The 13,003-nt window shown below is 43.5% G+C and carries 10 protein-coding genes and 1 pseudogene; 4 read left to right on the top strand and 7 right to left on the bottom strand.

Features of this window, described 5'->3' with window-relative positions:
• Positions 1-1,460, bottom strand: a pseudogene (locus PN499_RS22840) (recombinase family protein); the annotation flags it as partial.
• 8 nt (positions 1,461-1,468) lie between these two features.
• Between PN499_RS22840 and PN499_RS22835 the strand changes: the two are divergent.
• Positions 1,469-2,857: a proton extrusion protein PcxA gene (locus PN499_RS22835; protein ID WP_272034916.1), complete on the top strand. Its 1,389-nt coding sequence runs from the start codon at positions 1,469-1,471 to the stop codon at positions 2,855-2,857.
• 176 nt (positions 2,858-3,033) lie between these two features.
• Here the strand turns inward: PN499_RS22835 and PN499_RS22830 are convergent, their stop codons facing one another.
• The 4 genes from PN499_RS22830 to PN499_RS22815 form a co-directional block, all read right to left on the bottom strand.
• Positions 3,034-3,996 (bottom strand): DMT family transporter, encoded by a 963-nt coding sequence (locus PN499_RS22830; protein WP_272034915.1) that lies wholly within the window; start codon positions 3,994-3,996, stop codon positions 3,034-3,036.
• 691 nt (positions 3,997-4,687) lie between these two features.
• Positions 4,688-5,248 (bottom strand): hormogonium polysaccharide biosynthesis acetyltransferase HpsU, encoded by a 561-nt coding sequence (hpsU, locus tag PN499_RS22825; RefSeq protein WP_272034913.1) that lies wholly within the window; start codon positions 5,246-5,248, stop codon positions 4,688-4,690.
• Positions 5,249-5,425: 177 nt separating this feature from the next.
• Positions 5,426-6,460, bottom strand: a complete 1,035-nt coding sequence (locus PN499_RS22820; protein ID WP_272034911.1) for a glycosyltransferase family 2 protein — start codon at positions 6,458-6,460, stop codon at positions 5,426-5,428.
• Positions 6,461-6,534: 74 nt separating this feature from the next.
• Positions 6,535-7,473, bottom strand: coding sequence for a glycosyltransferase family 2 protein (locus PN499_RS22815; RefSeq protein ID WP_272034909.1), 939 nt, complete (start codon positions 7,471-7,473; stop codon positions 6,535-6,537).
• Positions 7,474-7,647: 174 nt separating this feature from the next.
• Between PN499_RS22815 and cobU the strand changes: the two genes are divergently transcribed.
• The 3 genes from cobU to PN499_RS22800 all read left to right on the top strand — a co-directional run bounded on the left by cobU (position 7,648) and on the right by PN499_RS22800 (position 11,300).
• Entirely contained in the window at positions 7,648-8,214 is a 567-nt protein-coding gene (cobU, locus tag PN499_RS22810) for a bifunctional adenosylcobinamide kinase/adenosylcobinamide-phosphate guanylyltransferase (RefSeq protein WP_272034907.1), read from the top strand.
• Positions 8,215-8,516: 302 nt separating this feature from the next.
• The gene (locus PN499_RS22805; protein ID WP_272034906.1) at positions 8,517-8,945 is read left to right on the top strand and encodes a hypothetical protein; all 429 of its coding nucleotides are present in this window, start codon (positions 8,517-8,519) and stop codon (positions 8,943-8,945) included.
• 252 nt (positions 8,946-9,197) lie between these two features.
• On the top strand, positions 9,198-11,300 hold the full coding sequence (locus PN499_RS22800; RefSeq protein ID WP_272034904.1) for an ABC1 kinase family protein: 2,103 nt from the start codon (positions 9,198-9,200) through the stop codon (positions 11,298-11,300).
• Positions 11,301-11,453: 153 nt separating this feature from the next.
• Here the strand turns inward: PN499_RS22800 and PN499_RS22795 are convergent, their stop codons facing one another.
• Both PN499_RS22795 and PN499_RS22790 read right to left on the bottom strand, forming a co-directional pair.
• On the bottom strand, positions 11,454-11,930 hold the full coding sequence (locus PN499_RS22795) for a hypothetical protein (RefSeq protein ID WP_272034902.1): 477 nt from the start codon (positions 11,928-11,930) through the stop codon (positions 11,454-11,456).
• Between the two features lie 92 nt (positions 11,931-12,022).
• Positions 12,023-13,003 (bottom strand): class I tRNA ligase family protein (locus PN499_RS22790; RefSeq protein WP_272034900.1); only part of this gene is annotated, 981 nt, incomplete at its 5' end.

Here is a 13,003-nt window from a genome sequence, read left to right as displayed (position 1 = left end):
CTATCTCCCCCATCTCCCCCATCCTCCCCATCTTCCCCATCTCCCCTACCTCCCCCTCTGGGCGATCGCTGACTTAATACGACTAGCATTTCGGCTGCATCATCTCTTCCTACTAGACGACCCAAACCTGGATAGACTAAGGCTAAAAGGGTGAGTAAAGCTCTGATGGTAGGAGAACTGGAGAGAGGGCGTTGGTCGTTAAGGGATTCGATGAGGATGTTGCGACTGGTAAAGATTTCAATTAGGCTGTAGCGCGCGATCGCATCTAAACCAGGTGCAATCACTGCAATTTCCTGGGGCTTTGCGGCTTTTGACTGTACTAACTCGACGACTGTTTCAGCCGTTTTTCGCAGCAAATCGGAGCGAGAAGTGGTTTGAAGCGATCGCACTGAGGCAGGTAAGCGGTGGTTTGAAGGGTAAAATATAAAAGCATTCACTGCCAAGTCTACAACTGCCTCTCCAATCTCTGAGGCTAAGCCTGTAGGCTGGTTCAAGTTTTCTACCAAGCAGCGTACTTGTAAGTCTGCCATATATTCTGGGTCAGCCCCTAAACCTAGCCGAATTCCCCCATCGGGATTATAGGTAAAAGCGCCTGCTGCGCCGCGATCGAGCAGGAACTCAAACAGGCGGCGACTTATAGCGGGATATTCATCCACATCGTCCGCCAGCACTGCTTGATAGCGCTCTGCTAAGTGTTGCTGATAAGTAGGCTCTTCCAGCAAATACCGCCAATAGAGTTCGCAAATAATGCCATAAGTAAGTAATCCTCTGGCTAAACACCACTCTCGCCACTTCACCAACAACTCTCCCATGACTTCCCACAGGCTTGCCGGCGCGTTATCATCAGCAAATCCCTCTTCTAAAAGAGTGGGTATTTCTTCTGCGGGTGTACCGCTCTGAGCAGCCAGTTGGAATAAATCTAGAGTTCTACGCACCATGCGTTCTGTACCTACACCTGCTTGTCCCAAAATGCCTGCGTCCAGTTCAGAACGCCAGAGCATAGCCGCAAGTTCCTGTTCGGTTTCAGGTCGCAGTCGTAACGGAAATTGGGCCCTCAAGTCAAGCGATCGAATTAGGAGAGGCCAAAACAGCACTACTTCGTCTTCAAAAAAACCTAGAGGCGTAGTTGAGTGAAAGGAATGTTGACCAAAGGTAGCTTCCGCAATCCGGTCAGCTAAATCAAGTCTGTTGTCGCCGTTGGCGGCTAATACCAAAATTGCTGGTACTCTCTGACCAGCCATCCGTTGTAACTGACTTTGGCGGCGAGGAAAATTAGGTGATAAAGGCTTAACAGTTCGGCTCCATTGACAAAACTGCTCTACTAGGCGAGTGGTTTTACCGCTGCGGGAACTTCCAGTAATCCAAAAAGAATCAGAGGTCACAGTTTCTACAATAAATAAATCTGCTAAGATACCAAATACACTAATGCTTGCTGGTACTTTTCCAAAAGTATTAACCAATTTCAGCTATGACTATATCTCCTTGGATCAAGATCGGAAAATACTTGCACTCTGCCAACGACTGGTATCAAGAAACGCCGGAGAGAGCCTTAGATCAGGCTTACAATGCTGCCTTAGCAATTAAGGAGCTTGAAGACGAGCATTTTAATGGCAAAAAAATCTCGGCTCAATCTGTTAATTACGGTGACAGCGTACAGTCTTATTTTAACTCGGAACTGAGAAAATATTTAAAGATTGTCAAAATGAGATTGGTGGAGTTTAATGCTAGTCGTTATGTGTTCGATTTTCAGGAGCGAGTCGCAGGTCAACTTCATCACAGAAATTTAGGGGAGAAATCTACAAACTTTTATGGTCTAGAGACGCAAGATAAAGCTTCACAATTCTTTGAGAAGCTTGAGTTTATTGATGCGGTAATAGGTAAGTATACGAAAGCTCAAACGCCGGAAAATTTGACGGCAATCCTCTCGGTTGGCAATTCGCAGAATGTTTCCCTAAATTCTCCCTCTCAAAGCCCTCAGCAATCCGAAAATAACCATCCACGAGACTCGAATAAAAATATTAAAGCTAACGATATTGATACGAGTAGCGTAGAGATGAGTTTACTTCCCCGTTCTCTTCTGGGAACTCTGAATAGAATTACTAGAGAGTTAAACCCGGAAGCGGAAAAGGAAGTTATTAAAAATTTTCGCAATTCAAAGGTAAAAACTATTATTTCTATTAGGTTCATTTTACTTTTGATTTTAATTCCACTCCTCGCTCAGCAGTTATCAAAAAATTTCATAGTGGGACCAATCGTTGACCACGCTAGAGCGCCGGAAATTTCCCGAACGGAAATTAGTCAAATTTTCATTAATGGCGATCTGGAAGAAGAAGCTTTTAATGAATTGCAGAGATTTGAAGAAAGGCTGAAGTTTAGAGAGTTAGTCGGTTTAGTTTCGCCGCTTTCTGCTGAGGAAAAGGAGAAGCAGGTAGAAATTAAAGCAATTGAAATTGCGGAAGAATATCTTAATGAAAGTGCTAATGCTATTAAAAATGTTTTTGCGGATATAGTGGCCTGCAGTGTCTTCGCTGGCATCCTTTTTACTAACAAAAGACAAATTATTATTTTAAAATCTTTTATGGATGATGTTGTTTACGGTCTCAGCGATAGTGCTAAGGCTTTTATAATTATTTTGTTTACTGATATTTTTGTGGGTTTTCACTCACCTCACGGCTGGGAAGTAATTCTAGAAAATGTATCTAAGCATTTAGGAGTTCCAGAAAATAGAAATTTCATTTTTCTGTTTATTGCTACTTTTCCCGTGATTTTAGATGCAGTTTTCAAGTATTGGATATTCCGGTATTTGAACCGGAGTTCGCCGTCAGCGGTGGCTACTTATAAAAATATGAATGAGTAATCAGGAGGAGGCAGGAGACAGAAGGCAAGTGGCAGAAGGCAGGAGGAAAATACAATCGGAGAAAGGGTTTGGGCGATCGAGAATGTCAAGACCGTTGTGGCGGTTGCTATAACTAAATTTTTCTTCCTTCTTCCTTCTTCCTTCTTCCTTCTTCCTTCTACTTAGTTGTCATCAGGCTATACTCCTTCGTTTGTTATTTTAACCGCAAATCGACTGGATTGGGCGAGAAATATGCCGCATAAAACTACGGAAAAAGCTACCCAATCTGAAAACCCTAAACGTTCTGAAAAAATTATCCAAGCTAAGATTGAGGCAAGAATTGGCTCGATCAAAAGGGTGATGGCAACAAAACCTGCCGACAATTTACTGAGGCTATAAGCTAGAAGTCCTTGACCTAAAACTTGGCAGAAAAGGCATTGGAAAATTAAAAGAAACCAACCAACTGCGGAGTAGGGGAATAGTCTCTCTTCGGCGAAGATAATGGGTAAGCTAAATAAAGTAGTAAACCCGCAGCGACATAGCATTATTGTCGCAGTGCTAAAGTTGTTTCGGAGTTTTTCTACCAGTATTAAATATGCCGCAAAGGAAACCCCTGATAGTAAGGCGATTGCATCACCTTGTAGTTGGTCTGTACCGAATTGTACGTCATTGAATCCAATGGCGATAGCTCCTCCCATTGCCATCATCATACCAACTAGGAATTTCGTATCAAATCGCTGACCAAATAACGACCATCCTGCTAAACCTATGAAAACGGGGTTCAAACCAAACAGTAAAGTAACGTTGGCAACGGTAGTTTGATTTAGCGACCAAGCCCACAGTATAAAGTAGGTAGCTGCGGCTATCCCCATTCCTAGGAATAGCCATACTTCCCGTTTTGTAAAAGGCTGAACTTCTACAGGTTTATTGCCCGGTTGCTGGCGGCGGACTGTATCAATTCCACTCAATAATCCAAAGGCTAATGTACCAATTAAACCGCGATAAAAGGCTACGGCATTTGAACTGATTTCTTCTTCGCAAAATTTGACTAATATTGGTGCTAAAGATATGGGAATTAATGCTATAAATAATGAAACTGTCCCAATTAAGGCGGGTGTGATGAAGGATGGCTTTTTGGGTAGCTCTAGTTCATTTGTCATTATCTTGGCTGAAATTGTAGTGATGATTAGGGCTGATTTTATGGGCTTAAGATTTATGTTTTTTTAAGTAGTCAACCTAATTATTTCCGGACTTATGCACGCTTGTGCAGTAAAGCCATCAGTAGGCGCTGTCAAGAAACCGCTAAGATGTAACAATTAAAAATTAAAAATGCCAAATTAAAAATGATGAATTTAATTTTTAACTGTTAATTTGTTTGCAGCGTTACAGAGATTTTTGCATAAGTCCTGTATTTTTAGGATAAGTTGAACGATAGAGTTATCCCTCAAAACCCTTGTACTTTGTTAACAGTTAACCGTTAACAAAGAGTTCGGTTTCGTACCAAGGGCCCAGCCTACGGGAACTCTTTAATTTTATTAAGTTGACTTACTTATAAAAACTTAAAAGTAGCATACCATTGATTTTTGGTTTAGTCAACAACTAAAATGAGTTATAACTACAAGGCAGAAAGCAGAAGGCAGTAAGCTCTTTATTCCTCCTAATTTTACGTTGAATAGGTAAATTTACTGTCAATATTTGCGTGATTCGCGATCGCGAGGGGTCTAGTTAATGGTAGGTTAAGGTAGCGATCGATTACCCCCAGGACTGAAGCATTAAATGGGTAACAGCTTATCCTTCTTCTATCACTTTAGGCAGAGGAGAGATAAGTCCTCACCAATTAACAGTTCCCGGTTAACAAATTTCTCTAGGATAACGCGGCCGACAAGGTGTTCCCATACACACAAAAGTTGCTGGCATATTCTCAAAAACACTGCTACGGGCGGAAATTAAGGCGTTAGCCCCTATTTCTACCCCAGGGCCGATGAAACAATCTGCGGCTACCCAAACGCCATTACCAATGGTAATATTTGCTGTGATTAAACCGAAGGCTGGATCGTGGGAGTTATGAGTACCAGTGCAGAGGTAACTTTTTTGAGAAATTACGCAATGTTTACCAATAGAAATATGGTCAAGGCTATAAAAAATAACATCATCTCCAATCCAGCTATAGTCTCCGATTTCTACTTTCCAAGGATAAGTAAATCTAGCAGTTGGACGGATGATGACACCTGTGCCAATCTTAGCACCAAAGAGGCGCAGGAGCGATCGCCTTATGCCGTTAAAATGATGAGGGGTTAGAGGAAATGCGATCGCTTGTACTAACCACCAAAGCAAAATAAACCAACTAGGTTTTCCCTTGTCAAACCAGGATTGGTCGTAGCGGCGCAAATCAACTAGAGATTCAGCATCCATAGTGTTAATAAGAAGGAAGAAGGAAGAAGGAAGAGGGAAGAAGGAAGAGGGAAGAAAGAAGAAGTAAGAAGTAAGAAGGAAGAAGGGGAAAAAGGAAGAAGGAAGAAGGCTTTAGTTGTCTAGGAGAGAAAGAAGAAGGCTTTACTATTTATTTGACATTTAATTAGGTGGAGTTAGTTAGGAATTAGGAGAATTAATTTGAGAGGGAGAATTAGGAAGCGGGGATTGCGAGATATCTGCTTCTGGCTTTTCTAGGTCAAATTCAAATGATGAATTTGGCTTCAGATTTCCCTTAACCGAATCTCCCCCTTTGGTTTTTTCGGTCTTATTTAACTGACCATTGCAATATCGTAATTCATATAATTTGGCACTGATTTGATATTCATACTGACTCAGCAACCTTGCATAAATATAACCGGCTTTCCCATCTAAAAAGCCAAGCTGAAAAATATAAAACATCAAGAATCGCAACATCGGTTTAAAAGGTAGCCACACCCAAAGTTTTTTTAGAAATCTCTTGCGTTGTACTGCATCTCCAAATAGATTAGCGCCAATTGTGCCGCTGTCGCCTTGACCGGCGAGGATATTATAATAAACGCGGGCTTCCCAATTAGAGTAACGGTTGTGGCGCTCTATCCAATGAAATAGGTTGCGGAAGTCTTCGTGGAGCATATCATTTTTCAAGTAGCCGACTTGACCGGCTAAAATGACGTGCTCGTGAACTTCGTTGTCACCTGTATTGGGAACGGCTTCTGTTCCTAGATTTTCGTATCTACCTTTTTTATGTTTAAACAGGCGTAGATTCCAGTCTGGATATTTGCCACCATGTCGTATCCAAGTATCTAAAAATAAGACTTTGCGGTTGAGATAGTAGCCGTCAAAATTGGGGTCTTGGATGACTTCAGCAATTTCTTCCCAAAGTTCTGGAGGAATGCGTTCGTCGCAATCGACAATTAATACCCATTCGTTGCGGAAGGGCAGATTTTCTAAAGACCAGTTTTTCTTTTTTGGCCAGCAGTTATTAAAGTAGAATTGCACTACTTCTACTCCATAACTGGTGGCAATTTCTACTGTGCGGTCTGTGCTTTGGGAGTCCACCACAAACACTTCGACCGCCCTGGTAAGACTGTCTAGACACGCAGGGAGATTAACTTCTTCGTCTTTGGCCGGGATGAGAACGGAAACCGGAATCTTGGATGAAGTAGAGGTCATGGTTGAGTGCTTGAACCTGAAGGCTGTAGAGTTGTGAATGGTGAAGTGCGAACTCCTCAATTACTACCTATAGCCTACCCCTTATCGGTAGATTTCGGGTGAAATAGCATGAGCTGGATGGCTGCACTCAAGTAACCAATTTGACCGTAGGCATAAACGAAGTTTTCAAAGCGCTGGGCTGGTTGTGTGATGTATTTAAGGGATTTGTAGGAACCTCGTGCTAACCGCTCGCCTCCTCGGCATAGTTGGTTAATTCCAGTTTGACCGGTGAGTTGTTCGCGGTGACACTCGCTGATACCTTGCCACCACCCGCGCTCTAAAAACCAGGTTTTTTTGATTCGCTCTGGTGCGACGTTGTGGGCTACTAGGGCCTGGGGGAGATAGGCTACTTGCCATCCCCACTTTAATGCTTGTTCGGTGACGTGGAGTTCTTCGTTGGAGAGCAGTTTTTTGCCGATGCGACCTAAGTTGGTGTCGAAGCCGCCTATTTGTTCTAGGAAGGTGCGCCGGATTGAGTAGTTTAAGCCTCTGGGGGTTAAGCCTGGTGTGTTGATGTAGAGGGGGTCATTGCCGAGGTCATAGGCTCCAAGGTTGCCTGCTAAACCGGGGGAGAGCCATTTGGGAGGGTGAAGGTCTTGTGGCCAGAGTAGGGTGACGATGCCGCCGGCTATGGCTAGTTTTTGGTTGTTTTGATAGGCGGTGTGGAGGACGGATAGCCATTGGGGACTAGCGATCGCATCGTCGTCAAGGTAGGCTAGGATTTCTGCTTGGGCAAGTTTTGCGCCTGTGTTGCGGGCTACGGATAAGCCGATGGTTGGTTCCCAGATGTATTTGAGGTGGGGGTTGGTGAGTTTGGATTCTACGATTTCGCGGGTGCGATCGCATGAGCCGTTGTCTACTACTAATATTTCAAAGTCGGTAAATTCCTGTGTTAGTAAGCTGTCGATGGCTGCACCTAAATAATTGTCTCGATTGTGGGTACAGATAATGGCGGAAATTTTAGGAGTGTTCATAGGCGGCGAGAGGGGGAAAGGGGCCGAGGGGGAGAGGCTTTGACGAGTAGGGAATCGGGAAGTGAAATATATAATTCAAATTCACAATAGCTTAGCGGTTAATATTTATTAATTTTGCCTTCCTAATTAGCTATAAGCTATCATTTATGATTTTTAGCTATAGGATTAGGATTTATGAATCGTCAGATAATTTTGGTTACGGGGCCAGCGCGATCGGGTAAAAGTGAATGGGCGGAAACTTTGGCTGTGCGATCGCACAAATCTGTTATTTATGTGGCTACGGCTCTGCTTGACTCGAATGATACGGAGTGGCAGGCTCGAATTGAATTACACCGCAATCGCCGCCCTGCAAGTTGGAATACTGTGGATGTGCCTGTGGATTTGGCGGGTACGATTGAGTTAGCAAATGAGTCGAGTTGTTTGTTGGTTGATTCCCTGGGAACTTGGCTAGCTAATATTTTGGCATTAGATGAGGCTGCGTGGAGGCAAACGCTGCAAGATTTACTTAGCAGTTTGCAGAAATCGAGGGGGGATGTAATTTTTGTGGCGGAGGAAACTGGCTGGGGCGTGATACCCGCTTATCCTCTGGGCCGCTTGTTTCGCGATCGCCTGGGTACTGCTATTCGGGAGTTAGGCGCGATCGCAAATCCGGTTTATCTGGTTGCTGGCGGTCACGTCTTGAATTTGAGTGCTCTCGGTTCCCCTCTACCAGGAAATATAAATCGGCAATCTAATATTTGATAATCTTTATAATAACTATAGGTTTGGGGAGCGCTATTTTCAGCGAAGGCAGCTATTATAGTAAATTATAACAACATTAAATTGCACTTAAATTTTATTTTCCCCACAATTAAGCTGGTGAACAAAATTCGATCTGCAAATAGTTAGAGGAGTTCTTTAGCCAAAATCTATCGGCAGTAGGAAGGAGTTGGTCGGAAATTTATGGGATTAATGGAGAGAAGTCAAAGATTTGGTAAACTCACCCTAATTGGTGGAACTTCACTTAGCTGGTAGCTATTTAAACAATTTAATTATCAAAAAAAATGGCATCACAAAATCAAGTTAGAAAATATCTAGCCTACTGGTTTCAGTTAGGAAAAAAGGTTTTAATTCGCAATGGCTCTGAAACACTGCTGCCTAAATCAGTGATTGCAGGCGATCGCTACAGCAAAGAATTTGAAGAGTGTTGGCAAAAAATTCTGTCCCCTGAAACGGGGGACTGCTACTTGGAAGGAACCAGCGAAACGATCGCACAACTGCTGACTCCCGCTTGGGACATAGATCCTTGTGCTCGCTGTGCAATGCCCATACCTCTGCGCCCCCAGGGAATGCCACCCGATTGTTGTCCCTGTTTTGATTTGCCAAGTTGGCCGGATAATGAAATACCCAAACCGCGATCGCCAGTGAGCAATCAAGCACAGCTTTCGGATATTCGCAATCGGTTATTCAATAAAGCCGCCAGTGGGGAATAGGGATGGGGAGCAGGGGAGCAGGGGAGCGGGGGAGCAGGGGAGCAGGGGAGCGAGGGAGATAGAGTAGCTAAATCCGCTCCATTCGCCTCATCTTCCCCATCCTCCCCATCCTCCCCATCTCCCCCATCTCCCCCATCTCCCCCATCTCCCCCATCTCCCCCATCTTCCATAAGCTCTATGCCCTAAAGCTGTGGTGCAAGGCAGGCAGATTGTTACAATGTATTAACACTGCCCTAATCAGTCTCAGATTATATGGATGTCAAGACGGTATCGCCTGCTTCGCCACAGGTTTATTCAGATTCAGGGACTCATACCCCACTAGCCAATGGTTCAGTGGTAGAAATGCCCTCCGTGCGCCCAGTAGAAATAGAACTAGAGCCAATTCCAGCCAACTCCGAAAGCCTGAAATCAGCTCTAGATATGGCTGGCGAAGCAGAAGAGCCCCTTCGCTACAACCCAAGTGCGAGTGCGGAATACTATAGCCAGCGCCCCTTTGAAGTCTGGGGGCGGTTATCGAGCGTTGTCTGGACATTTATCAGCTTTGCTTTCAGTTTGTGGCGAGACAAAAAAACCGGGCGCGTTACTCAAAATGAGCAGCGACGAGCAATCCGCCTGCGAGAAATTCTTAGCCAACTTGGCCCAGCTTTCATCAAAATCGGACAAGCACTCTCAACACGACCTGACGTAGTACCATCTACTTATTTAGAGGAATTATCGAAATTACAAGACCAATTACCGCCCTTTTCCAACGAGTTAGCTTATCAATTTATAGAAGAAGAACTAGGCGCTCCTCCAGATGAAATTTACGCAGAACTCAGCCCTAATCCGATAGCAGCAGCTTCTCTCGGACAAGTTTACAAAGGTAAATTGAAAACTGGCGAAATAGTTGCCGTCAAGGTGCAACGCCCTGATTTAGCTGAGGGCATTGGTTTGGATATATATATTCTCCGAACATTGGCGATTTGGGCGCACAAAACTTTCAAATTCATCCGCAGCGACTTAGTAGGAATTATGGATGAATTTGGGGAGCGAATTTATGAAGAAATGGACTACAATCACGAAGGTCATAACGCTGAAAGATTTGCTCAACTTTACGGCTATATCAAAGATATTTACGTCCCTAAAATTTACTGGGAACAAACGGGTCGCCGCGTCTTGACAATGGAGTGGATTACTGGTACTAAACTTACTGATTTAGAAGCTGTCCGCGCCCAAGGAATTGATGCACCATACTTAATAGAAGTGGGAGTTCAGTGTTCTCTAAGACAACTGCTAGAACACGGCTTTTTTCATGCCGATCCGCATCCGGGGAATCTATTAGCAACTCCTAATGGTCAGTTGGCTTATTTGGATTTCGGGATGATGAGTGAAGTTAAACCTTATCAGCGATATGGATTATTGGAAGCTATAGTCCATTTAGTAAACCGCGATTTTGAAGGTTTAGCAAGGGACTATGTGAAGTTAGAATTTTTAACGCCAGAGACTGACTTAACGCCAATTATTCCCGCCTTGGCGAATGTATTTAATAATGCTTTGGGTGCAAGCGTTGCGGAACTCAATTTCAAAAGCATTACCGATCAATTGTCAGCTTTGATGTATGATTATCCGTTCCGAGTGCCTGCTTATTATGCTTTGATTATCAGATCGCTAGTAACATTAGAAGGGATTGCAATTAATGTCGATCCTAATTTTAAAGTGCTGAGTAAGGCTTATCCTTACGTGGCGAAACGGTTGTTGAGCGATCCAGCTCCAGAATTAAGAGCGTCGCTTCGGGATTTGCTATTTAAAGAAGGGAGTTTCCGCTGGAATCGCTTGGAAAACTTACTTAAGAATGCTAGAGATAGCGAGGATTATGATATTAGTAAGGTATTGAATCAGGCGCTAGATTTCTTGTTTTCGGAGCGGGGAGATTTCATTCGCGAGCGCATTGTGGAGGAATTAGTTAAAAGTTTAGATGTACTCTCTCGCACTGCTTTTGCTAATGCTAAGGCTGTAGTCAGCGAATGGTTCGGTGTAAAGGCGGATTCACCTGTGGTGACATCTGCGGAACAGCAGAGTTTAGAACACATTAAAAGGATCTGGGGAATTCTGCAAGATACTCCCGGTTTTGATGGATTGAAGGCATTAGAATATATACCACAGTTGTTGGTTAAACCACAATTACAACAAATGGGACAGCAAGTGGCGGGGCGTTTAGCTCAAAGAGCGATCGCGCGTTTAATTCGGGAGTTTTTGCTAGCTGGGGAAACGCCAGTTTTTGAGGAGAATGGACATAAGCCATATTCCGATCCGCAGTTATATTTGCCTGATGCTAAATATAGCGAGGGGCTAGGGGCTATAGGGGGTAGGGGTTAGGGAAAGAAGGAACTAGAATCAAGAGCTTCGCCGTGCAGTTCGACAAGCTTACCGTCTGCGTCAGCCGAACTGTTTTAGGAACTCTCAATCTCCTCTAAGCTACTTACGTAACCTCGCTCTCTAGGTGGGGTTACGTAATTTTTATCAATGCTATTAATTGGGTTGTGCTTTTAATTTGGCAGCCATCATTTCCAAAAGCTGTTTTTCACGATGGAGCTTTTCTTCTAAGGTTTGAATCTGTTCTCGCCGTGCTTCTATTTCTAGAGCGCGGCGCGATAATTCTTGGCTTTGTAAAGTTAAAATCTGTCGGCACTGTTCGGCTTTTTCACATTCTTGCTGTAAAAAATCTAGTGTAATTCCTTTAGTTAAATATTGCTCTACGAGTTTAAGTACCCAGTTTGTTGCCTCTTGAATACTGGAAATTTCTTGACGATCTGTAATCTCTACTAACACTAATACGCCTTCGTTGAAGGTGTGGTTAAAAGTTGAGTTGAGAATTGTGTCTGTAGTCAGGAAAACATTTTTTTCCCTAAGAATAGCCCAAGTATTGTCCGGTTCTTGGCAAGCCAGCAATCTTAGGGCTATTTGTCCTAAAATTCTTTCCTTCTCTACTTGAGCTAAGTGTAACATAGCTATTTTTTCTGCCAATTATTAGGACTTAGCTATTTTGTAACGCCGCCCTCTGGGCGGTAATTTTACTGCCCAGAGGGCGGCGTTAGGGTTTAGAATTGATTTATGCGATCGCGCAAAATTTCCGCTTGTTTCTCAGCTTCCGCTAAAGCATCTTTCGCACCTTGAACAACTTCCAAAGTAGCTTTTTCTACAAACTTAGGATTATTCAAACGTGCAGAAATAGATTTTGCTTCTGCTTCCACTTTGCCAAGTTTCTTCTCTAATTTAGCGCGTAAAGCTGCAATATCTACGACTCCGGCTAGAGGAATTATCACTTGTACAGTTCCTACAACTCCAGCAATCGAACCCCCATCGCCACCCTTAAGCAGGGGGGAATTAGGATCTAAACTAGAAGTGATAGTCAAGTTTTCAACCTTAGCTAAATCTTGAATATAAGATTCTGTTGCTGTCAAGATTTGGCGTTCCTTCTCGCTTTCGCTTTGCAGAATTACTGTCACTTTAACGCTGGGTTTAATGTCAGAATCAGCCCGTAAATTACGAATTGTTCTAATTGTACCAAATAACAACTCAAACTGCTGTTCTAAGTCAGCATCAATCAGAGATTTATCCGCCTCTGGATAAGCTTGCAAAGCGAGACATTCTTCTTCACCTTTTTGAGTGAGAGTATGCCAAATTTCCTCAGTGATATGGGGCATGAAAGGATGTAATAATTTTAAAATCCCTTCCAGTACATAAGCTAAAGTTTGCTGTACAGCTTGCTTTGAGGTAGGATCGGCATCGGGTAGCAAGCGAGACTTAACTAACTCAATGTACCAGTCGCAAAAATCACCCCAAATAAATTCGTAAAGTCCCTTAGCAGCTTCTCCCAAACCGTAATTCTCGATATAGTTGCGAGTTGCTTCTACAGTTTGATGATAGCGAGAAAGAATCCAACCATCGCACAATTCTAAACCCCCCATGCCCCCCTTAGTAAGGGGGGTTTCAGAAGAAGTTTCTTCCTTAGTAAGGGGGGTTTCAGAAGAAGTTTCTTCCTTAGTAAGGGGGGTTTCAGGAGAAGCATCCCCCTGGTT

Source organism: Kamptonema animale CS-326 (genome assembly GCF_028330895.1).
Classification (GTDB): Bacteria; Cyanobacteriota; Cyanobacteriia; order Cyanobacteriales; family Microcoleaceae; genus Kamptonema; species Kamptonema formosum.
Note: the sequence above shows the minus strand (reverse complement) of the source record. Positions and strands in the feature narration are given on the sequence as shown.

Coding starts and splice junctions, on each gene's coding strand:
- PN499_RS22835 (WP_272034916.1), top strand. CDS start 1,469: ATGACTATATCTCCTTGGATCAAGATCGGAAAATACTTGCACTCTGCC.
- PN499_RS22830 (WP_272034915.1), bottom strand. CDS start 3,996: ATGACAAATGAACTAGAGCTACCCAAAAAGCCATCCTTCATCACACCC.
- hpsU (WP_272034913.1), bottom strand. CDS start 5,248: ATGGATGCTGAATCTCTAGTTGATTTGCGCCGCTACGACCAATCCTGG.
- PN499_RS22820 (WP_272034911.1), bottom strand. CDS start 6,460: ATGACCTCTACTTCATCCAAGATTCCGGTTTCCGTTCTCATCCCGGCC.
- PN499_RS22815 (WP_272034909.1), bottom strand. CDS start 7,473: ATGAACACTCCTAAAATTTCCGCCATTATCTGTACCCACAATCGAGAC.
- cobU (WP_272034907.1), top strand. CDS start 7,648: ATGAATCGTCAGATAATTTTGGTTACGGGGCCAGCGCGATCGGGTAAA.
- PN499_RS22805 (WP_272034906.1), top strand. CDS start 8,517: ATGGCATCACAAAATCAAGTTAGAAAATATCTAGCCTACTGGTTTCAG.
- PN499_RS22800 (WP_272034904.1), top strand. CDS start 9,198: ATGGATGTCAAGACGGTATCGCCTGCTTCGCCACAGGTTTATTCAGAT.
- PN499_RS22795 (WP_272034902.1), bottom strand. CDS start 11,930: ATGTTACACTTAGCTCAAGTAGAGAAGGAAAGAATTTTAGGACAAATA.